Origin of the sequence: Mesorhizobium sp. WSM4307, assembly GCF_007003945.1 — a bacterium.
GTDB lineage: Bacteria > Pseudomonadota > Alphaproteobacteria > Rhizobiales > Rhizobiaceae > Mesorhizobium.
Window position 1 is genome coordinate 132,301 of the sequence record NZ_VFTB01000016.1, and the last position, 19,621, is coordinate 151,921.

At 61.6% G+C, this 19,621-nt stretch carries 19 protein-coding genes; 11 read left to right on the plus strand and 8 right to left on the minus strand.

What is annotated here, in order from left to right; all coding sequences use genetic code 11:
- Nucleotides 1–62: 62 nt before the first annotated feature.
- The 4 genes from FJV83_RS31775 to FJV83_RS31790 all read left to right on the plus strand — a co-directional run bounded on the left by FJV83_RS31775 (nt 63) and on the right by FJV83_RS31790 (nt 3,454).
- Nucleotides 63–977: a LysR family transcriptional regulator gene (locus FJV83_RS31775; protein ID WP_095789754.1), complete on the plus strand. Its 915-nt coding sequence runs from the start codon at nt 63–65 to the stop codon at nt 975–977.
- A gap of 195 nt (nt 978–1,172) precedes the next feature.
- Complete coding sequence (locus tag FJV83_RS31780) at nt 1,173–1,655, plus strand: cupin (RefSeq protein ID WP_095775297.1); 483 nt, start codon at nt 1,173–1,175, stop codon at nt 1,653–1,655.
- A 93-nt stretch (nt 1,656–1,748) separates the two neighbouring features.
- A complete protein-coding gene (locus FJV83_RS31785; RefSeq protein WP_142887322.1) occupies nt 1,749–2,948 on the plus strand; it encodes an MFS transporter in 1,200 nt (399 codons plus the stop codon).
- A 41-nt stretch (nt 2,949–2,989) separates the two neighbouring features.
- Complete coding sequence (locus tag FJV83_RS31790) at nt 2,990–3,454, plus strand: DUF302 domain-containing protein (protein WP_095793794.1); 465 nt, start codon at nt 2,990–2,992, stop codon at nt 3,452–3,454.
- A 61-nt stretch (nt 3,455–3,515) separates the two neighbouring features.
- Here FJV83_RS31790 and FJV83_RS31795 read toward each other — a convergent pair whose 3' ends face one another.
- Nucleotides 3,516–4,427 carry a LysR family transcriptional regulator gene (locus FJV83_RS31795; protein WP_095775300.1) on the minus strand — a complete coding sequence of 304 codons (912 nt, stop codon included), beginning with the start codon at nt 4,425–4,427 and terminating at the stop codon, nt 3,516–3,518.
- A 274-nt stretch (nt 4,428–4,701) separates the two neighbouring features.
- Here FJV83_RS31795 and FJV83_RS31800 point away from each other — a divergent pair, with 274 nt between their 5' ends.
- From FJV83_RS31800 to FJV83_RS31820, 5 genes are read left to right on the plus strand one after another with little or no spacing between them, the layout of a single operon-like run.
- Complete coding sequence (locus FJV83_RS31800; RefSeq protein WP_142887323.1) at nt 4,702–5,484, plus strand: 3-hydroxybutyrate dehydrogenase; 783 nt, start codon at nt 4,702–4,704, stop codon at nt 5,482–5,484.
- A gap of 23 nt (nt 5,485–5,507) precedes the next feature.
- The gene (locus FJV83_RS31805) at nt 5,508–6,665 is read left to right on the plus strand and encodes a patatin-like phospholipase family protein (RefSeq protein ID WP_095789750.1); all 1,158 of its coding nucleotides are present in this window, start codon (nt 5,508–5,510) and stop codon (nt 6,663–6,665) included.
- Nucleotides 6,666–6,707: 42 nt separating this feature from the next.
- Entirely contained in the window at nt 6,708–8,102 is a 1,395-nt protein-coding gene (locus tag FJV83_RS31810) for an NAD(P)/FAD-dependent oxidoreductase (protein ID WP_142887324.1), read from the plus strand.
- A gap of 19 nt (nt 8,103–8,121) precedes the next feature.
- The gene (locus tag FJV83_RS31815; protein ID WP_142877456.1) at nt 8,122–8,358 is read left to right on the plus strand and encodes a hypothetical protein; all 237 of its coding nucleotides are present in this window, start codon (nt 8,122–8,124) and stop codon (nt 8,356–8,358) included.
- A gap of 28 nt (nt 8,359–8,386) precedes the next feature.
- On the plus strand, nt 8,387–9,091 hold the full coding sequence (locus FJV83_RS31820) for a peroxiredoxin-like family protein (protein WP_095775304.1): 705 nt from the start codon (nt 8,387–8,389) through the stop codon (nt 9,089–9,091).
- On the opposite strand, the gene FJV83_RS31825 is transcribed toward FJV83_RS31820, so the two are convergent.
- Both FJV83_RS31825 and FJV83_RS31830 read right to left on the minus strand, forming a co-directional pair.
- A complete protein-coding gene (locus tag FJV83_RS31825) occupies nt 9,075–9,980 on the minus strand; it encodes a LysR family transcriptional regulator (protein WP_095775305.1) in 906 nt (301 codons plus the stop codon). The two genes, FJV83_RS31820 and FJV83_RS31825, sit on opposite strands and share 17 nt — an antisense overlap.
- A 146-nt stretch (nt 9,981–10,126) precedes the next feature.
- On the minus strand, nt 10,127–11,017 hold the full coding sequence (locus FJV83_RS31830) for a LysR family transcriptional regulator (protein ID WP_095775306.1): 891 nt from the start codon (nt 11,015–11,017) through the stop codon (nt 10,127–10,129).
- A gap of 110 nt (nt 11,018–11,127) precedes the next feature.
- On the opposite strand from FJV83_RS31830, the gene FJV83_RS31835 reads away from it, so the two are divergent.
- Both FJV83_RS31835 and FJV83_RS31840 read left to right on the plus strand, forming a co-directional pair.
- On the plus strand, nt 11,128–11,793 hold the full coding sequence (locus FJV83_RS31835) for a peroxiredoxin-like family protein (protein WP_095775307.1): 666 nt from the start codon (nt 11,128–11,130) through the stop codon (nt 11,791–11,793).
- 18 nt (nt 11,794–11,811) lie between these two features.
- Nucleotides 11,812–13,044 (plus strand): MFS transporter, encoded by a 1,233-nt coding sequence (locus FJV83_RS31840; RefSeq protein ID WP_095789803.1) that lies wholly within the window; start codon nt 11,812–11,814, stop codon nt 13,042–13,044.
- Between the two features lie 184 nt (nt 13,045–13,228).
- Here FJV83_RS31840 and FJV83_RS31845 read toward each other — a convergent pair whose 3' ends face one another.
- From FJV83_RS31845 to FJV83_RS31865, 5 genes are all read right to left on the minus strand, one after another.
- Entirely contained in the window at nt 13,229–13,981 is a 753-nt protein-coding gene (locus FJV83_RS31845; RefSeq protein ID WP_245318310.1) for a GGDEF domain-containing protein, read from the minus strand.
- Nucleotides 13,982–14,142: 161 nt separating this feature from the next.
- Nucleotides 14,143–14,865, minus strand: coding sequence for a thermonuclease family protein (locus tag FJV83_RS31850; RefSeq protein ID WP_246691947.1), 723 nt, complete (start codon nt 14,863–14,865; stop codon nt 14,143–14,145).
- 18 nt (nt 14,866–14,883) lie between these two features.
- A complete protein-coding gene (locus tag FJV83_RS31855; protein WP_142887325.1) occupies nt 14,884–16,083 on the minus strand; it encodes an ABC transporter substrate-binding protein in 1,200 nt (399 codons plus the stop codon).
- A 328-nt stretch (nt 16,084–16,411) separates the two neighbouring features.
- Complete coding sequence (locus FJV83_RS31860; RefSeq protein ID WP_245318312.1) at nt 16,412–16,780, minus strand: hypothetical protein; 369 nt, start codon at nt 16,778–16,780, stop codon at nt 16,412–16,414.
- 27 nt (nt 16,781–16,807) lie between these two features.
- Nucleotides 16,808–19,621 (minus strand): type I secretion C-terminal target domain-containing protein (locus tag FJV83_RS31865; protein ID WP_142887468.1); only part of this gene is annotated, 2,814 nt, incomplete at its 5' end.

Consider the following 19,621-nt stretch of genomic DNA (forward strand, 5'->3'; position numbering starts at 1 on the left):
GCGAGCCTTGCTGCAGTCTCCGACGCACGAACAGCCTCGTATGCAACTCGGGACAAATCGGCATGGACATTCACCACATCCGCTACTTCCTGGCCGTGTGCGAGACACGAAACTTCACGCGGGCAGGCGAAAAGTGCAACGTCACTCAGCCGGCGCTGTCTCGCGCCATCCAGCAGCTCGAGGAGGAGGTCGGAGGGTTGCTGTTTCGTCGTGAACGAAGCTTGACCCACCTGACCGATCTGGGTGTGCTTCTTCGCCCCCGTTTTCAGCAGATACTCGACGAACTGACAGGAGTGCGGCAGGAGGCATCGAGGTTCCTGTGCCTGGAAAACGCCAACCTCAAGGTCGGTGTCATGTGCACCATCGGCCCGCGTCGCTTCACCGGCTTGCTGACCGATTTCAACAGACGCCAGCAGGGCATCCAGCTGCAGCTGGTCGAAGGCGTGCCGGCATCGCTCTCCCAACTTCTGGAGTCGGGCGAGATCGACGTCGCCATCATGGCGTCAAGCGACAGCTTCCCGGACCGCTTCGACGTCACACCGCTTTATCGCGAGCGCTTTGTCCTCGCCTTTCCAAACGGCCATCGGCTGGCTCGCAATGACAACGTGGCCATCTCCGAACTCGATGGCGAAAATTATCTCAGACGTCTCAATTGCGAGTATCGCGATCACCTCGCCGGCCTGTGCACGGATCGGGGTGTGAAGCTCAGGATCTCCTACGCCAGCGAACGCGAGGACTGGATCCAGAATATGGTGTCCGGAGGACTGGGCATCTGCTTCATCCCCGAATTCAGCGCGGTGATTCCAGGGTTGCAGGTCCGTCCCGTCATTGATCCTGAGGTCTGGCGGGAAGTATCCCTGGTTGTCGTTGCGGGCCGCAGGTTCTCGCCTGCGGCATCGGCTTTCGTAAACAGCGTCAAGGCGCATGGCTGGCCTGAGAGCGCGATTGTCCAGGCGGTCCAAAAGACCGCTGCCTGAAGCAAAATCGAAGAATTAGAGGATCGCGCGAGGCGGTTTGCCGCGTGTGCCTCACATGCAGGTGTGATGGTCCACGATAGTTTTCAGGTATCGAATCGAAAGCCAGTCAGCATTTCTCTTTCTTCGCGGCTCCGATCACTCTCCCTGTCATGCCCCGCCTCCCGCGTTTGGGCACCGACAAAGGAGAAATACAAGATGGCCATCAAGAAACTCAACCTCGCGTTTGCGGTCGGGCTGCTTTCAGCAACTGCTGCCTTTTCCGCTGCTCCGGCCTTCGCCGGCGACTGCCCAGCCGGCCAGGCCGCCACGACCGACATCCAGGAACATCCAAGCAAGCCGGTCGGCGTCGTCGACACGGTTCTCTCCGCGATCGATCTGAGCAGCAAGGGCGAGGCCTGGAAAGGCAATATGCTGCGCCTGCGCAAGCTCGTCGTGCAGCCGGGCGGCGTCGTGCCGTGGCATGAGCACAATGTCCGCCCAGCCAACATTATCGTCGTCGAAGGCTCGATCACCGAATATCGCAGCACCTGCAAGGTCGGCATCGAGCATCCGGCAGGCGACGTGACCGCCGAGTTCGGCCAGCTCGCTCACTGGTGGAAGAACAACGGCAAGGTGCCGGCGGTGCTGTATTCAGCCGACGTCCTGCCGCCGGCAATGCACGAAGACCACATGATGTGAGCCGCTCGGCGCGGCGAACAGATTCCAACATCAGCAACCGAAAGCGCGTCCTCGGGGTGATCTCCTGGGGACGTCCGGCCACGGAGCCCCGTCATGACAACTAGTGAACAGACAGAGACGGCGCGGCACACGGTGGCCGCCGACAGTTGGCGTTTTGGCCTTGTTGCGTTGATCGCATTTCTTACGCTTGTCGATCTGTTCGCCACCCAAGCAATACTGCCCTCACTGGTGATAAAATTCGGCGTCAGCCGCGCGACCATGGGCTTCGCCGTCAATGCCAGCACGTTCGGCATGGCGGTAGCCGGGATCGCCATCGCTCTGTTCGGGCGCGGCATAGATCGCCGCAATGGCATCTGGATCAGCCTCGCCATCCTTGCCATCCCAACGACGCTGCTTTCGCAAACAGACAGCATCGTCGTCTTCGCCTTTTTGCGCGTGGCGCAAGGCCTGTGCATGTCGACCGCGTTCACGCTGACGATGGCCTACCTGGCCGAGCATTTCTCCGCGCGGCAGACGACGAGTGCGCTTGCCGCCTATGTGACGGGCAACGTCGCCAGCAACTTTTTCGGACGCCTGATGTCGGCCGCCGTCGCCGACACGTTCGGCATCTCCACCAACTTCCTGACCTTCGCGGCCCTCAATCTATTTGGCGCGGCGCTCGTCTGGCACACGCTGCAAAAGACTTCCGCAACGACGCGCGCCGATACGATCGGTCAAACTGTCCGTGCGTCCTGGAAGGGCCCGCTGGAAAATGCCGAACTGCGCGCTTGTTTCGCGATCGGCTTCCTGATCCTCTTCGTCTTCATAGGAACCTTCACTTATGTGAATTTCCAGCTTGTTGCCCCGCCGCTGTCGCTGTCGCCGATGGCACTGGGACTGATCTATTTCGTTTTCCTGCCATCGATGTTGACCACGCCACTCGCCGGGCGTGTCACGGCCGGTCTCGGCCCGAGGATCGGCATCGGTGCAACGCTTGCGATGGCAATCGCCGGGCTGCTGCTGTTGCTCACGACCAGCCTGCCGATCGTCCTTGCAGGGATGGCGTTGGTCGCAATGGGAACCTTCCTGGCGCAAGCGATAGCTACCGGACATGTCAGCCGGACCGCCTCGCGTGATCGCACCGCCGCGAGCGGCATCTACCTGGCCTCCTACTACACGGGTGGGCTCGCTGGCAGCTTCGTCATCGGACAGATTTACGACCGAGTCGGGTGGACCGCATGCGTGGCCGTGCTCGCCGCCTTCCTTGCGGGTGCGATCGCAGTGGCGCGCGTGCTGCAACCCTCAAAAACGTGACACCCAGAACCGAAAATGGCTATCCAACAAAGGAGACTGACATGACCAACTCCCTGAAAACCATGATTGCCGGAGCCGCCATCCTGATAGCTGCCGTCATCCCGGCCGCCGCTTCTGATGGCGTTGTGACGGTGAAGAGTGACTATTCCGTCGGCGAGACGGTCGCGCGCATCAAGAGGGATGTTCTCAAGAAGGGCATCAAGTTCTTTGGCGTCATCGACCAAGCAAGACTTGGCAAGAATGCCGGCAACGATGTCAGGCCGTCGCGGCTGGTGATGTTTGGCAATCCGGCGCTTGGGACGACCTTCATCACGTCAAATCCGGAAGCCGGCCTCGACTGGCCGGTGCGCGTGCTGGTCTACCAGACAGCGGATGGTGCGGTTTACGCCGCCTATAGCGACTTCGACTGGATCGCCAAGCGCCATGGTATCACCGACCGCTCGCCGCAGTTCAAGATGGCGACCGAGGTCATCCAGTCCGTGACCTCGACGATCAGGAAGAACTGAGCCTGGACACGTGCCGGAGACCCCGCGCTCCGGCATGCGAAAGAACGTTTGCGCGCAGAGGCTATTCCGCGGCGGATAACGCCTTTGCACGCTCGCCGAACCACTTCTTCTGCGTGGCCTCGCGCACGAGCGCGCCAACCGCCGGCGAATGCCTGCGGCCGCGCACCGTGACGAGATTGACCTCGCGCCAGAATTCCGGATCGGTGATCGGCAACGGCACCACTCCGGGGTGCTTGGCGGTATGCTCAGGCATGAACCCGAAACCAAGCCCGGCGGCGATCATCGCGAGCGTCCAATCGTCACGATCGCTCCAGTAAACAGGACTGACCGTGACGCCCTGCTCGGAAAGAATGGCGTCGGCATAACCGGCAAATTCACAATTGTTGCGGTGGATGTAGGTCTCATTGCTCATATCCGTCACCCGAACGCTGGGCTGGTTGGCCAAGCGATGGTTGAGATGAACAGCCATTACCATCTGTTCCTGAAACAACGGCAAGGAGTGAACTTCCTCATCGGGCACATTTGACGGCAGCGCGTAAATAGCCGCCTCAAGGTCGCCTCCGAGCAGCCGTCGTCGCAAGCTCGGTGCATCGGCATCGCATAGATGAAGCTCAACGCCGGGATGGTGTGTGCGCACGGACGAGATGAGTTCGATGATTTCATCCGGAGCTATCGTGCTCATGATGCCGACCCGGAGAGGCGTTTTCTTAAGGTGCACATATTGCTCGGCGATCTCCTTTGCCTGCCGGGAGTTCTCGAAAACGCCTTCGAGATAGGTCTCGACCATGCGACCAAGTTCCGTCAGATGTGTAAAGCGTCGCTCGCGGTGAAAAAGCGCGCCGCCGAACTCGTATTCGAGCAGCTTGATCGCGCGTGACAGTGCCGGCTGCGTAACGTTGCACAGCTCTGCTGCCCTGGTGAAATTCAGTTCCTTGGCGACGGCCAAGAAATATCTTACCTGGCTGATCTCCACTGCGAGCTCCCCAGCGGCTGGCATGCGGGACGACCCACGTTGCCGCGTGATCTTACTAGTTGCCCCGACGTCAAACAACCCGATCTGGTGATGATGTCCCAGGCGACAGGTTGACGATCTGACCGTCGGCTATCGAATCCATGTCTCAACGGCATTTCCGCTGTCTCCAGCTGCCCGCCATACTTGGTCCAGAACTCGAGACCCGGGCCCAGGGCCCGTGCTCGCAGCGTTTTGCGGGCCATTTTGGCTGCGGTTCCAATCGAAGGAAACAACGATGCTCAGAGGAAAGACGGCACTGATCACAGGCTCGACCAGCGGCATCGGGCAAGGCATTGCCGAAGCCTTCGCCGCGAAGGGCTGCAATATCGTCTTAAACGGTTTCGGCGATCCCGGCGAGATTGAGTTGCTGCGGGCAAGACTTGCCGCGGACCATGGGGTGCCTGTTCGCTACGACGGTGCGGATATGAGCAAGGGCAGCGCAATCACCGCGATGATGGACAAGGCAATCGCCGAGTTCGGCGCGGTCGACATCCTCGTGAACAATGCCGGCATCCAGCATGTCGCGCCTATCGACGACTTTCCGATCGAGAAATTCGAAGCAGTCGTGGCGATCGATCTGATGTCGTCCTTCTACACGATCCGGCGTGCGCTGCAGGCTATGAAAGAACGCAAATGGGGCCGCATCATCAACGTTGCGTCGGCCCACGCCCTTGTGGCCTCGCCCTACAAATCCGCCTATGTCGCCGCCAAGCATGGCATCGCCGGGCTGACCAAGACGGTTGCGCTGGAGGTCGCCGAACAGGGCATCACCGTCAATGCGGTTTGCCCGGGATACGTGCTCACACCGCTGGTCGAAAAGCAGATACCGGATACGGCCAAGGCCCGCGGTATCACCGAGGAGCAGGTGATCAAGGATGTGCTCCTGGCGGCCCAGCCGACCAAGCAGTTCGTCACCGTGGCCGAGGTCGCGGCGCTCTGCCTGTTCCTCGCCTCGACCGATGCGGCCTCGATCACCGGCGCCATCATCCCGATCGAAGGCGGCTGGACGGCCCATTGAACCGGCAACGAGGAGCAAGAACCATGAACAGGATCACCCGAAATCCTCCGATCGCCGAACCTTTGCCGGAGGTCACCCATCCGGCCGATGCTTCCGTTCAGCGGCAAACGGTGTTGGTGCTGCAAGGCGGTGGCGCCCTGGGTGCCTATCAGGCCGGTGTCTACCAGGCGCTCGTCGAAGGCGGGATCGAGCCGGATTGGGTCATCGGCACCTCGATCGGCGCTATCAACGCGGCCTTGATTGCCGGGAACGATCCAACGGTTCGGCTGGCGAGGCTTCAGGAGTTCTGGGAAGGCGTCAGCCGTATCAGCCCTCTCGATGAGTTTTTTCGAATGATGGTGCCAAGCAATGTCTTCGCCAATATGGGCACCGTCATGCGGGGGATACCGGGATTCTTCGAACCGAATCCAGGCGCCATGTTCGGAGTGAACCGCGAAGTGGGCGTCGAGAACGCCTCCTATTACACGACCGATCCGCTCAAGAGGACGCTGAATGACCTGATCGACTTCGATTATCTCAACGGGCGCCATACCCGCCTGACGGTCGGCGCAGTCAACGTCAACACCAGTGAACTCAAATACTTCGACACCCGAGAGATGACCTTGTCGGCAGCGCACATCATGGCGTCGGGCGCCTTGCCGCCGGCCTTTCCGGCGGTCCGTATCGACGGCGAGCCTTACTGGGACGGCGGCATCTATTCGAACACGCCCATCGAGGTCGTGCTCGACGCCCGTCCGCGGCGCGACTCGCTGATCTTTGCCGTCAACATGTGGCAGCCTCGCGCCACCGAGCCCAAATCGATCTGGCAGGTCATGGGCCGGCAAAAGGACCTTCAATACGCCAGCCGCGGCCGGAGCCATGTTGCCCGTCAGGAGCAACTGCATCGTCTGCGGCACGTCGTGCGCGAAATAGGAAAGCTGGTTCCAGAGGAACGGCGCGAGGATCCGATGTTCAAGGAACTTGCTTCCTACGGTTGTCCTTCGGTTATGCACCTTGTTCGGCTGCTTTCGCCACGCCTGGACGGCGAGGATCACACCAAGGACATCGACTTCACGCGCGCCGGCATCCGCACGCGCTGGCAGGCGGGATACGAACATGGCCGGCGCGTCCTCTCGGAGAAGCCGTGGGAATGCGACGTCGACATGCTGCAGGGCATCGTCATCCACGAATCGCAAGAATGATCGGTTCGATCGCGGCGCCGAGAAGAAAGACGGAGAATATTGATGCAGATCGTCACTCCAGGGATGCGGCTGGTTCCGGAAGCTGTGCTTGCCAACAATGCCGCGCTTTTCCGCACGCTACCGGAGACGCCATCTCACGCCGACAGTTCACGGCATCGCGTAGTCATCGTCGGCGGTGGTGCCGGCGGACTCGAATTGGCAACGCGGCTTGGCAGCAAATTCGGCAAGCGGCGGCTTTCCGTAACACTTGTCGATCGCAACCGCACACATGTCTGGAAGCCACTTCTGCACGAGGTGGCGTCGGGCACGTTGAACCCGTCGAACGATGCGGTGGAATACATCGCACATGCCAGCACCCACCACTATCGCTTCCGGATCGGCGAAGTCGTCGGCATCGACCGCGCCAAGCGCCAAGTTTTTGTGGCGCCGAGCTTCGACGACGATGGCAGACAGATCATCCCGCCACGCGTGCTAGGCTACGACACGCTGGTGCTGGCCGTGGGCAGCGTCAGCAACGATTTCGGCACGCCAGGAGCGGCGCGTCATGCTATCGCGCTCGATACCGCAGGCCAGGCCACCCGCTTTAACAGGCGCATGGTCGACGCCTGTCTGCGTGCCAATGCGCAATACGAGCAGCTCTCACCGGGCCAGCTCCATTGCATCATCGTTGGCGCCGGAGCCACCGGCGTTGAACTGGCCGCCGAGTTGCACAAGTCGATGCGGGAAATCGCCTCGCACAATCTCGACAACATCGATTTCGAGAGGCTGATCCGCATCACCATCGTCGAGGCGGGACCGCGCATCCTGCCGGCTTTGCCGGAACACCTTGCGCGCTCTTCTGCGCACCGGCTTGTAGATCTCGGCGTTCAGATCCGATGCGGCATCAAGGTCACCGAAGTGACAGAAGACGGTATCAGGCTTGGAGAGAAGCTGTTCGTGCCGGCCGAACTCGTCGTGTGGTCCGCCGGGATCAAGGCGCCAGATTTTCTGAAAAGGCTCGATGGCCTCGATACCGATCGCATCAACCGCTTGGTCGTGGATGAGACGCTGCGGGCAAAGGCAGACGAAAATGTGTTTGCGATCGGCGACTGCGCGAGTTGTGTATTGCCAGGCAGCGAGGGCCCCTTGCCGCCGCGCGCCCAGACGGCCCATCAGCAGGCCGATCATATAGTCAAGGTGATCGCGGCACGCCTCGAAGGGCAGGCGGCGCCGGCGTTCCGTTTCCGCGACTACGGTTCTCTCGTTTCACTGGCCGACTACGGCACCTTTGGCAGCCTGGTGGGCGGACTGAAGGTCGAGGGTTTGCTTGCCCGGCTGATGTATCATTCGCTCTACAAGATGCATCTCAAGGCGGTGCACGGGACCTTCAAGACCATGCGGGATACGATCGTGGGTATCCTGTCGCACCGCACCAAACCGCGGGTCAAATTGCATTGAATCTCGGTAGGCCGGGACGGTGAAAAAATATGATGTCGCGATCCTCGGTGGCGGTGGTGCTGGGATGGCTGTGACAGTAGCCACACGCGATGCCTGGCTGCCGCTTTCAGACTTCCGCTTCGGAAGTCAGGAAATCTGCTGTAACGATTCGAGCCGCAATACCGAACGGAAGATGAATCCGGATAGCTTCGATGCACGCAGGGCATCGACTCCATGCAAGAAAAACATGGCCGTCTCCGTGGGGCTTCAATGTTAGGCTGCATGGAAATTGCGAAAGTGCAGAAATGGCCGCCGACGACCAGCCAATGACATTTGAACAGTCCGTCCAGGCTGCCATCGAACTCGATGCACCTCTCAACGAGAGGCTGGCGGTGATCGCGAGCGCAGTGCGCAGACTGAACTCGGAGTTCGCTGACGCGGTTGACCGGCTCGTGGCGCGCCTCAGGGAACAGGGAGCTGGTGCAAGTGCTCCCGCCCCCGGCGATGTCATGCCCGCATTCCTGCTGCCTGATGACGAGGGCAGGCTCGTGAGCCTATCTGAAATCCTTAGCCACGGGCCGGCCGTCATTACGTTTCAGCGCGGACATTGGTGTCCCTATTGCCGCCTGAATGCGATCGGCATCGTCGAAGCCCAACAGGAGATTACGACGCTGCGCGGCCAGGTCGTGGTGATCATGCCGGAGCGGCGCAAATTCGCAAAGGCAATGAAGGCCTCGGTTGGTGCTCAGTTTCCTTTCCTGACGGACATGGACAATGGCTACGCTTTATCCCTCAACCTCGCGATCTGGGTGGGAGCCGAGATGGAGCGGTTGATGGGCCTCGGCCTCGATCTGCCGAACTATCAGGGCAACAGCAGCTGGTTCCTGCCGATCCCTGCTACTTTCGTCGTTGGAACTGATGGCACCATCACAGATCGGTTCGTCGATCCCGACTACCGTCGGCGGATGGACATCGACGACTTGATCGCGGCGCTCAGGCGGGCTCGCTGACGCCAAACGTTGACCAGTCGGTCGATCGCAGGAGGTTGAGGAGCGTCATGGCCACCTGTGAGCGATGTCGACCGGCGACAGCGTAGACGGCGACGATCCGCGAAACATCCAGATCACGCAGCTTGAGTCGGCGGACGTTGGGCGAGCGGGGTGCAGTTGTGGAGACAAAGCCAACGCCTGCATTGGCTTCCAGCAGCGCCAACAGGTCCTGATCGGTTTCAACCTCATGTGCGGTGCGAGGCGAAATTCCTCTGGCTGAGAGACCGCGCGACAGATCTTCGCTCGTTTCCCAGTCGATCCGACTGAGCACGGGCTCTGCGGCCAACTGGCTCAGCGCGACGTCCGCCTCGTTTCGGCGGGCAAGAGGGTGATCGGAGTTCACGACGAGTTCGATCCCTTCCTGGAAAAGCGGCCATGCGTCGAGCCGATCCCACGCCTGTCCCAGCGGACCGGCAACCGCCAGTTCGACCTCGCCGTTCTTGAGGGCGTCGATAACAGCGGTCGGCGAGCCGCGACTAATCTTGAGATGCACTCCGGGGTAGGCCCGGAAAAGCTCGGTGAACGGTGAAACCAGCAGTGCTATGTTGACGCTATTGGAAATGGTGACGTTGAGAGAAGCTACGTCGCTGCTTTGCACGGCCTTGGCGAGGGATTTTGCGGAGGTGGCAGCATCGTAACATTGTTGTAGCAGGGGCAGCATGCGCCGGCCAAGCTCGGTCAGGTGGGAATGCTGGCGCTCGCGCCGAAGCAGCTCCCCGCCCAACTCGTCTTCCAGGGTCTTGATGGCACGCGTCAGGGCCGGCTGCGTGACATTGCACTCTTCCGCTGCTCGGGTGAAATTAAGCGTGTTGGACAGGGCCAGAAAATAGCGGACCTGCTGCATCTCCATGAATTTTCGCCCCCTCAGCGAAATGGCCTATCAGCGATGGTGCATATTCGAAGATTAACGCAATAAGTCGTTTTCAGCAAAGTAGCCTGCACCATGGTGCGAATGGCCGCCGACGGCAAGACAATCAAGACTCTGACAATCTAGAGTCATGACGAACCGAGCGATCTGCTTAGCCAATCGGCAAACCCTCTTGCCCGTTTGCTCGGCTGGCGCCCGGCCGGGAACAGGACATGGATGGGGATGGTCGGCAGCGGAAACTCCGGCAGCAGCCGGCGAAGGCGGCCGTCCGAGAGTTCGGCATTGAACATCCAGCCGGAACCGAAGGCCACGCCAAGTCCGGCCAGCACGCAGGCGGTGACGCCGGCTGAACTCGATACCCGGATGCGCGGGCTTTCCGGCAGAGTAAAGTTGGCCTCCGGGCCGATCAGTTCTTGAAAAGTAGCGCCGGTGCTGTCGGAGGGGCCGAAGATGACCTCGTGCTGAACCAGATCGCCAGGGCTTTGCGGCAAACCGCGCCGTGCAATGTAGTCCGGTGAGGCCACGAGCAGTCGCGGCGTCTGCCCGACCTTGCGCACCATCAGGCTGGAGCTGTCGAGTAGACCGAGCCTGACCGCGACATCGGCGCCTTCTTCGACAAGGCTTCGCCTGCGATCGTCCATCATAAGTTCAATGGAGAGGTTGGGATGCTCGGCAAGAAGGCCGGGCAGCCGCGGAATGAGCGCGCGCACGGCGAAAGTGACGGACAGCTCGACGCGCAGCAGCCCGCGCAACTCCTCATTCCCGGCCGCGGTATCGGCCGCCGCCCCAAGCTCGGCAAGCAGCGGCCGGACCTGTCCAAGATAACCATGCCCCGCCTCGGTCAGCCCGACCTTCCGGCTGGTGCGGACGAGGAGGCGGGCGCCGATGCGCCCCTCCAGATCGTTCAGAATCCGCGACACTGAGGGCTGCGACAGCCCGATTTCGCGGGCGACCTGTGAAAGGTTGCCACGCTCCGCCACCCGAACAAACACTTCAAGTTCCTGGAGCCGGTCAGCCATCCATTTTCCGAATGATTGCTATCCTTTCCGGCAGGCTACCCCTGTTTTGGGAAATAGGCGAGGACGTTTCCGCCGCTGTGAGAGCGGTGAGAAATCTTCGGAGTAATTCCATGTCGCTTCAAGACAAGCTTGATGCCTTCAAGGCCGACTTTGAGAGCAAGAAGGCGCCCAGACAGGCGGTCGAGATCATGCATCGCGCCACCGCCGAGCTTCTCGCTTCCGGTCAGGCCGCCCGCGCCTTGGGGGTCGGTGCTGTCGCGCCGACCTTCACATTGATGGAGGCTGACGGCGGCCTCGTTTCGTCGGCCGACCTGCTGGCGCTCGGTCCGCTGGTGCTCAGCTTCTACCGCGGTGTCTGGTGCCCCTATTGCAACATCGAACTTGGCGCACTGGAGGAAACCTGGCCGGCAATCAACGCCACCGGCGCGCAACTGGTCTCCATCTCCCCACAATCACCGGCGAACGGTCGCAAGGCCAAGCGCGACAAGCAGGTAACGTTCCCGATGCTGAGCGATCCGAACGGCGAGGTCGCCAGCGCCTTTGGCCTGCGCTTCCGCCTGCCCGACGATCTGATCGCGCTCTACAAGAGCTTCGGCGTCGATCTGCCTGCCATCAACGAAGACCCGTCATGGACCTTGCCGATGCCGGCGCGGTTCGTGATCAGGCGCGATGGCATCATCGTCTACGCGGAGGTGAGCCCGGACTACACAATCCGACCCGACCCGGCCGGTCTGCTTCCGCTGCTGAAGCGGTTGCAAAACGTCGTCACCGTCTGAGACCGCCAGATGGAACCCATGGCAGCCACGAACCCGGTCGGCATTGGCGCCGGCCGGCGCTGGTCGATGCTGGCGGTGATCTGCGCCGGCGCCTTCCTGCCCATGACTGCCTGGTTCTCGGCTACCGCGATCGCGCCGCAGCTGACGCAAGTCTGGGGGTTGTCGCCGGCGCAAGGCGCCTGGATCACAGGCGCCGTGCAGGTCGGCTTCGCGGTTGGCGCGCTCGCCTCCAGCATTGCTGGCCTGCTGGACATCGTCTCGCTTCGCAAGGTGATCGGCATCAGTGCCCTGATCACCGCGATTGCCAATCTCTGCCTGCTGGTCACCCCGTCCGTCGGCTTGCTGCTGCTTGCCCGCTTCGCCACCGGCGTGGCCCTGGCAGGTGTCTATCCACCGGCGCTCAAACTGGTTTCGACCTGGTTCCGCCGCGGGCGCGGCGTGGCACTGGGTGCCTTGCTCGCGGCGCTGACGCTAGGATCGGCGTTTCCGCATCTGCTGTCCGCATTTGCGACCGATGTCTCCTGGCAGGATGTCATCATCGCGACCTCGCTCGCTGCATTGGCGGGCGCAATCCTGATCCTGTGTCTTGGCAGTGAAGGCCCTTATCCCTTCGCCAAATCTACCTTCGACCGCCGCCATATCCGGGCGGTCCTGCAGAACCGCCCGCTGGCTCTCGCCAATCTCGGCTATCTCGGACACATGTGGGAGCTCTACGCCATGTGGGGCTGGATGCTGGCCTATATCAGGGCGGGAAGCCCCGGCCTAGGCACCGATGGCCCAAGGATGGCGTCCCTGCTTGCCTTCCTTGTCGTCGCGTCTGGCGGGATCGGCTCGATCCTGGGCGGGATTGTCGCCGATCGCATCGGCCGCACGGCAACAGCAGCAATGATGATGACGCTTTCGGGATTTTGCGCGCTGACGATCGGCCTCGCCTTCGACGGGCCGCTTTGGCTGTTCATCGCCATCGCCATTCTCTGGGGGATGACCGTCATCGGCGATTCCGCGCAGTTTTCCGCAATGACCACCGAATTGAGCGACCCGCGCTATGTCGGCACGGCACTCTCGTTGCAGTTGAGCGTCGGCATCGCGCTCACCTTTGTCTCGATCCACCTGACTTCATCGGTGGCGGAGGTTTTCGGCTGGCGCTGGAGCTTCCTGATCCTCGCGCCTGGCCCGCTGCTTGGCGTTGTCGCAATGGTAGCGCTGCGGCGGATGCCGGCTGCGCGACTAATAGCGCATGGACTGATGTAAAGGTTTCAGCGGGTGCTGACCTTAATACGGCACCGGAGGTGTCTTTTGGGGTCATCTTGTCGGTCGTCACAATGTTACAAACTATTGACGTAAGATATTGATTTATATAGAGGTATTCAGAGTTCAATCCTCTCTCGCAGCACCAGTTCCCCTGAATTGACCCGCTTTGCCGCCCCGGCTGTCGTCAGCTGTGGAGATGCGTCAGTTCGAACCCGGCTTCATCCTGCGCGTCGGACAGGTGTTGTTCGGCCGACCGGAACATGTCCGAGAACTCCATTTCCTTCTCCAGCATCACGCCGCCGACCTTGATGGTGAGGACATCCTCGGTGCCTTTTGGCGCGAAATAGACTTGCGCGATACGGGTGCGGATGCGCTCGCCGATCTCCTTGGCCTCCGCTTCGGTCGCGCCAGCGAGGAAAACCCCGAACATCGAGGCCCCGATGCGTCCGATCAGATCCTCCTCGCGCACCGACGACTGGATGGTCGAGACGATGAGCCGCAAGGCCTCGTCGCCCCATTCAAGGCCGAAGCGCATGTTGATGGATCGAAGGTGTTCGGGGTGGATGATCAGGAAGGCGCCCGAGCGCGGTCCTGGCCCCGATCGCCTGGCTGCACGTCGCTCGACCATCGACGTGAAAACCGGCCCGTTCAGGCAGCCCGTCAGCCTGTCATACGTCCCGGACCTGTTGAGTTCCTGCCGGTAGCGGTGGATCTCGACCCGGTTCCAGCCGATCAGCGCGAAAAGCGGCAGGCCGATGATAACCGGCAGCAGTCCCGCGGTGATCATGCTGCGGGCGAATGGCGTCAGCGCGTCGCTGAACAGGAGGAGGTAGTTGAGGCCAAGGGAAAGGCCGAGGCTTCCGGCGGTCCCCAGCAATGTCAGCCACGCGACCTGCTTCCAGGGCTGGGCAGTGGTGGTCGCCATCGGTCTCGTCATTGGCCAATCTCCTGTCAGGTCGGCTGGTATAAGGCCTGCCTGCCGTAATTTCGGTTTCGCCGAACTGTACAATTTGATGGAAAAAGGCCGAATGGTGTTTTTCCATACCGGGGACGAAGCCGGTCTGCGAAAAACCCTGCATTTTGACGATCAAACTCTGCCTATTGCGGCGGTCCGAAGATACCCATTCCGGCATTCCTGGCAACTGTTTCCGCCTTGCCATAGATACCGCCGGGCAGCGCCATCGCCCAGCCGTTGGACACCAGCCAGGCGCCGACATCCTGCTTGCCCAGACGGCACGGCGCGGCGATGGCGAAACGCTCGGTTTCCGGCGGCAAGAAACAGTTCAGCGCGCGCCCCCGCAGCCAGGCATTGAAGGCCGAGCGGGCCCGCTGGCCGCAGGGCCAGACCTCGTCGCGAACCGAACAGGTCTGGTCCACGCCGATGTCCTGAGCCCCGCTGATGACCACCTTCCACCCCATCGATTCGAAAACCGCCGACGACGTTGCAATCGGACGGTAGAGCAGGGTTTCATGCCAGTCCTGCGGCATGGGTGCTGGGGGGCGTACGGCGAGGCCGAGTTCTCCGAGCGACGGCCGGGCTTCGACCCGCTCGATTTCCGACACGTCGACCGGCGGGGGAGCGATAAGGCCCTCGGCAATACGCCGCGCCGGTTCCCGCAACTGTCCGTCGGGAATGGCCGCGGCCGTCGGGGTTGCTTGCTTGCCGGCAATTTCCAGGGAAGGCGCACGGGCAGGCCGGCCGAGAGAAAGCAAGGCTCCGGCCTGCATGATCAGGACAATTCCGAGCATGAGCTCGAGGCCCCCGATCGCGATCACCAGGCGGGCATGCCGGCCCATCAGGCCGGCGCGGCGTTCACGCAAGGTCCCGCCGGCGGCCGGTCAGAAGCCCGACGTCGATTTGGCAACCAGTTTGAGCGCACCCTTTTCTATCCGATAGAATGGCATCGATCTTTGACTGGAACCGTCAGCTCGAAAACGGAACAAACCCGTCGATCCGCGAAACCCGTTCGGGTTTTCGAGGGTCTGTTTGCTGAAGCCGTCGGGTCCGACCGCGCTGGCAATTCCTGCGGTCAGGGCAACCATATCATAGGCATAGGCCACATTGACGTCGGCCGGGTAGTTGTATGTCGTCCTGAAGCGGTCGGCGATCGGTCCGGTTTCGCCTGGATCGAGCGTGGCGATGTATGCCCCCTCGAACAGTGGATCCATCGGGCGCTCCAGCCAACGGTCGGTTCCGACGATTGAAACCGCTTTCCCCGGAATGCCCTTTGATTTCAGGGCGGCAAGGACGGGCGCGGGGCTGGCATCGCCGCTGGCAATAATGACAGCGTCGGGAGCGTCGACGAGTGAGCCCATCTGGTCGACAGCCTTGCTGCTCCCGTCGCCGGCCGGATAGGGCAGGGTGACCGCGAGCGTCGCGCCATAGATGCTGAGGCCGTTCGCCACCCGCTTCTCCACGGCGCTGGCGTTCGAGCCTTCCGCGACAAGCAACACGAACTTCTTGCGGCCTTTCGCGGCGAGCCCCGCGGCACCCGCCGCGGCGCTGTCGGCTTCGCTGAGGCGCACGGCATAAACCCCGGCGCTGCCGGCGAAATTGTCGGCAAGCGCCAGAACCGGGGGGCGCGTCGAGCCGGACAGCGTGGCAATATGCTGGGCCGCCGGCAGTTCGGTCGGGCCGATGACGACCTTGGATCCCGTCGTGATGGCTTGCACGGCCAATTTGCCGGCCTGCGCGCTGTCGCCTTTCGTGTCTTCTATCGTCAGCGTCAGCAACCCATTGCCGATATCCGTCATCGCCAGCTTGGCGCCGTCGAGCATCTTGCGCCCGGTTTCCCCTGACGGGCCGGGAGCGGACAAGGGCAGCAGCATCGTGACTTTGGCCGAACCGGTGCCGAGCGACTGGCTCGCCCGGGCCGGAGCGGCGCCGGCGGCGCCATTCTGTCCCGCGGGCGCGGCGACGGGGGCCGGATCGAGCACTTCGGAAACGCCGCCTTTCGACTGGCAGCCCGACAACGGCATGGTGAGCGCCAGGGCGATTGCCCAGATCCGCGGACTGCGGCCCTGCCGGACAGCTTCCATGATTGCTCCACTCGTCTGCCGCCGGATATTGCCCGGTCTGGTCCTCAATTCATGTTACGGCGGACTTGCCGCGCCGTCTTGCTGTTCTTTAATCGGCGAAAGCCGGAAGTCGGCGCCTTGAGGCGCCCGGCGGCGCGATGGTCGGCAGCATTTCATCTGTCGTGGCCTGGGTACGAGCACGCCCAGCACGCAATCGGCACCGGCCCAGCCGGTTGGCGCCGGCCTGCGCGGCAGACAGGTCAAGGCTGGACAGGGCGATCGTTGCGGCGATCGCCCATGAAATTGATCCGTCCGATGTCATGATGGCCAACAGGCGCGGCCCATCCGGTCAGTGCATGTACTCGACCATGCGATCGTGGAAACACTCGCATTTGTTGAGCGTGTCTTCGTCCTTGTAGTTCGTCTTCAGATAGCCATAGGCCATGCCGCAGGCGACCTTGGCTTCCGAAGCCCAGACGAAGGCAGGCCGGGATGAGTTGATCCATTCCGGGCTCTTGGCGACCGCAACCGATTCGTCCATCAGCTTCACCACCTGCTGCTTTAGGTCGACGATATTGTCGTTCAACACCAGGTTGGACGTGCCGACGGTGCGGCAATAGTCGCCTACAGGTCCCTCGATGATGTCCGCGGCTTCAAGCCCGGTCGCAACAATCGACAGCAGCCCGGCCCCGAAAGCCACACGCAAAATTCTGTTCATGCTCATCCACCTCGTCCCTTTCGCCCCTTAGGCCACGTCCGTCTTGGTGCCGTGGCTGTCATCGTAGAGTATTTTCACCGCTTCCGCAGCACTGTGGAACGTATAGTTCTCCAGGACGGCGACCGTATGGTAGTTGTCGCCACCCCCATTCGTGTCGACCTTGACTTCGGCATTCGCCGCATTGGCCAAGGACTGCGAGATCTCCACAAAGCCGCCGGCTTCGAGATCGGTGACGCCGGCCAGACCTTTCAGCAGCGAGGAGAGATCGATCTTGTCGCCGTTGGCGCCGTCGTGGAAGTCGGCGATCAGATCGGCGACTTCGAGCGAGCCGATAGCGAATGTCCGGGTACCATCGGAGGCCACCGATGGCTGCGCCGGGGCAACCAGCGATGTATCGAGTTCCACCTCGATATAATTGCCGCTCGTGCCGTCGGTCATCTGGAACGTGCCGTTGCCGGTCACGGCCTGCCCGTCGATTTCGCCGACAGCCGGATGCGCTGCGGTGCTGATGGAGGCAACACCATTGTCGGCGAGGCTTGACAGTTCTCCGGCGTCGCTGGTGCCGTTGGCGTTGGCGTCCTTCCAGATCAGCAGGCTGCTGAACGCCGCGTCGTTGTGATCGATGACGCCGTCATGGTTGCTGTCGAGCGAAGTCAGTGCGGCAGCCCCGCTGGCGAAATGGCCGCCGCCGAAGTTCGGCGTGAACAGCTCGGTGCCGTCATTGATCTTGCCGTCGTGGTTGAGGTCGACCGCCAGCATGCCGTCCTTCGACGTGTTCCAGGCCAGTTGTTCCTTGGTGCCGTCGCCGTTCATGTCGAACTGAACACCGTGGCTGACATCGGAGAAGGTAAAGCCATTGTGGTTCAGGTCGAGGATAACGGGATCGACCGATCCACCGATCAACGTGTTCAGGTTCGCCACGGTGACGCTCTGGAGATCGACCAGCGCTCCGACGCCGGCGCTGGCGGTCGTCTGGGTATAGACGTAGGTGTGATTCACCCCGGAGATCGTTGCCGTGAATGCGAGCGTCGCCCCTGCATTGCCGATGTCCGTGCCCATGAGATACTGGACCGCCGCGGCCACGCCAGATGTTGTGGTGATCGCCAAGGGCGAGGCGCCGGCATCGGTGCCGAAGAAACTGGCGATGCCATTCGTGACCGAATGGGACTCAACCGTATCTCCGCCGATCGTCAGGACGGAATCTCCTGCCCCGTCGACGAGGCCGGCAGTGGCCGCCACCAGCGTACCGGGCAGGGTCAATTTGTCGGTCCCGGCGACGAAGTCCGTTATGATGTCATAGCCCGAGATCGTGCCGGCATTGCCGGATCCGCCGATGACGGGCGTCGATTCGCCGGTCCCGATGATGAAGGTGTCGGCGCCGGCTCCGCCGGTCATCGTGTCCCCGCCCGCGAGGCCGTTGATGGTGTCGCTACCGGACGTCCCTGTTATGGCATCGTCGCCTGCCGTCCCATTGATCGGAGTGCCTGCCGGGTGTTCGCCCAGAGCGGTGATCGACAGCGTTTGACTGGCGGAATGATCGCCGTCCCCGTCCACGCCTGACACGGAGAAATTGAACGTCTGGTCTGAAGGCAGGATAAGCTTCGAATAGCCGAAATTGTCGAATTTGGCTTTGCCTTCCGTGACAGTGAACGTGATGGAAGTGAAATCGCCTGTCGGATCGATGGTGAGCAAGCCGTCCACGCTGGTCGTGGCGGTACCCGACTGCCCGGTATTCGTTGTCCAGGTCATCGTGAAAGCACCGGCGGCCTCATGCTCCACGAAGAAGTTTAGCTTGTCGATTGCTGTTGCGAAGTTGACCTGAAATTGCTCTCCCACATCCAGGTTTCCATTTTGGACGCCAAAGCCATTGCTTGTCGGCTTCAGTTCTTCGGTGCTGCCGATGCTGCCGTTGTTGTTGGTATCAACCGCCTTGAAGGTAGCATCTCCCAGTGTGAACTGTATGGTACTAGCACCGCCAGACACGCCGCTGAAATCGAATGTCTGATTGGCAACGGGGCGAGATTCGATCAAAGTAAACTTATAGGTTCCATCAGCATTGATCTTCAGATCGAAGAAATTCGATCCTCCTGCCTGCGCGATGAGATCCGCAGAGCCATCAGCATTGTGGACGACAGGCAGATATGTCAGTCCGCTGATGTTGGTTAGCGGCGTGATCTCGATCGACTGCTCGCCATCGGCACCGAAGGCAAGGTTGTGCGTGCCAACCACAACGTTGTTGTCTTGATTGGCGACGATACCATTCGTGATGTGCGTGAAGGTCGGTGTGTCGTCGTTCACCTGCACTGTAAGCGAGCCGGTTGCCGCATCGGAGTCACCATCCGTGACCGTGAAGCCGATCGTCACATTCATGGTCTCTTCCGTCGTGCCGACGGTGGGGTGCACCAGCGGTTCCGACAGAGTGAAGGCGTAGGAACCGTCTGGCGCAACGTCGAGCACGAACACTGTGCTGCCTGAGATCACACCGGTCGCGGTGAGAATCGTGTGCCCGGCATTCGTCGTCGTAGCGTATTGCACTCCCTCCTGTGCGGCGAGCCCGCTTGGGGTCTTGTAGATCGCCATTACATTGGGGCCGGCAAAGCTGAGTGCTTTCAGGCCGTCCGCGCCCACCGTAAACAGCGACCCCGCGCCGCCCGACAAGACTTTCGCGTCGGCGACATCGCTCGTCCCTCCCGGATTGCCGGTAAACAGCGTCTGTGCATCGTCGTCCAGTACGGGGGTTGCCGTCACGACTTTCGCAACCGGTATGTCGTCGTCGACTGTCACGGTCAGCGTGCCGGTCGCGGCCGTTGCAGCCGTGTCGTCGGCGTCATAGACCTTGTA

Bases quoted from the DNA above. Each gene is read 5' to 3' on its own strand.
- FJV83_RS31775 (WP_095789754.1), top strand. From the start codon at position 63: ATGGACATTCACCACATCCGCTACTTCCTGGCCGTGTGCGAGACACGA.
- FJV83_RS31780 (WP_095775297.1), top strand. From the start codon at position 1,173: ATGGCCATCAAGAAACTCAACCTCGCGTTTGCGGTCGGGCTGCTTTCA.
- FJV83_RS31785 (WP_142887322.1), top strand. From the start codon at position 1,749: ATGACAACTAGTGAACAGACAGAGACGGCGCGGCACACGGTGGCCGCC.
- FJV83_RS31790 (WP_095793794.1), top strand. From the start codon at position 2,990: ATGACCAACTCCCTGAAAACCATGATTGCCGGAGCCGCCATCCTGATA.
- FJV83_RS31800 (WP_142887323.1), top strand. From the start codon at position 4,702: ATGCTCAGAGGAAAGACGGCACTGATCACAGGCTCGACCAGCGGCATC.
- FJV83_RS31805 (WP_095789750.1), top strand. From the start codon at position 5,508: ATGAACAGGATCACCCGAAATCCTCCGATCGCCGAACCTTTGCCGGAG.
- FJV83_RS31810 (WP_142887324.1), top strand. From the start codon at position 6,708: ATGCAGATCGTCACTCCAGGGATGCGGCTGGTTCCGGAAGCTGTGCTT.
- FJV83_RS31820 (WP_095775304.1), top strand. From the start codon at position 8,387: ATGGCCGCCGACGACCAGCCAATGACATTTGAACAGTCCGTCCAGGCT.
- FJV83_RS31825 (WP_095775305.1), bottom strand. From the start codon at position 9,980: ATGGAGATGCAGCAGGTCCGCTATTTTCTGGCCCTGTCCAACACGCTT.
- FJV83_RS31830 (WP_095775306.1), bottom strand. From the start codon at position 11,017: ATGGCTGACCGGCTCCAGGAACTTGAAGTGTTTGTTCGGGTGGCGGAG.
- FJV83_RS31835 (WP_095775307.1), top strand. From the start codon at position 11,128: ATGTCGCTTCAAGACAAGCTTGATGCCTTCAAGGCCGACTTTGAGAGC.
- FJV83_RS31840 (WP_095789803.1), top strand. From the start codon at position 11,812: ATGGCAGCCACGAACCCGGTCGGCATTGGCGCCGGCCGGCGCTGGTCG.
- FJV83_RS31845 (WP_245318310.1), bottom strand. From the start codon at position 13,981: ATGACGAGACCGATGGCGACCACCACTGCCCAGCCCTGGAAGCAGGTC.
- FJV83_RS31855 (WP_142887325.1), bottom strand. From the start codon at position 16,083: ATGGAAGCTGTCCGGCAGGGCCGCAGTCCGCGGATCTGGGCAATCGCC.
- FJV83_RS31860 (WP_245318312.1), bottom strand. From the start codon at position 16,780: ATGAACAGAATTTTGCGTGTGGCTTTCGGGGCCGGGCTGCTGTCGATT.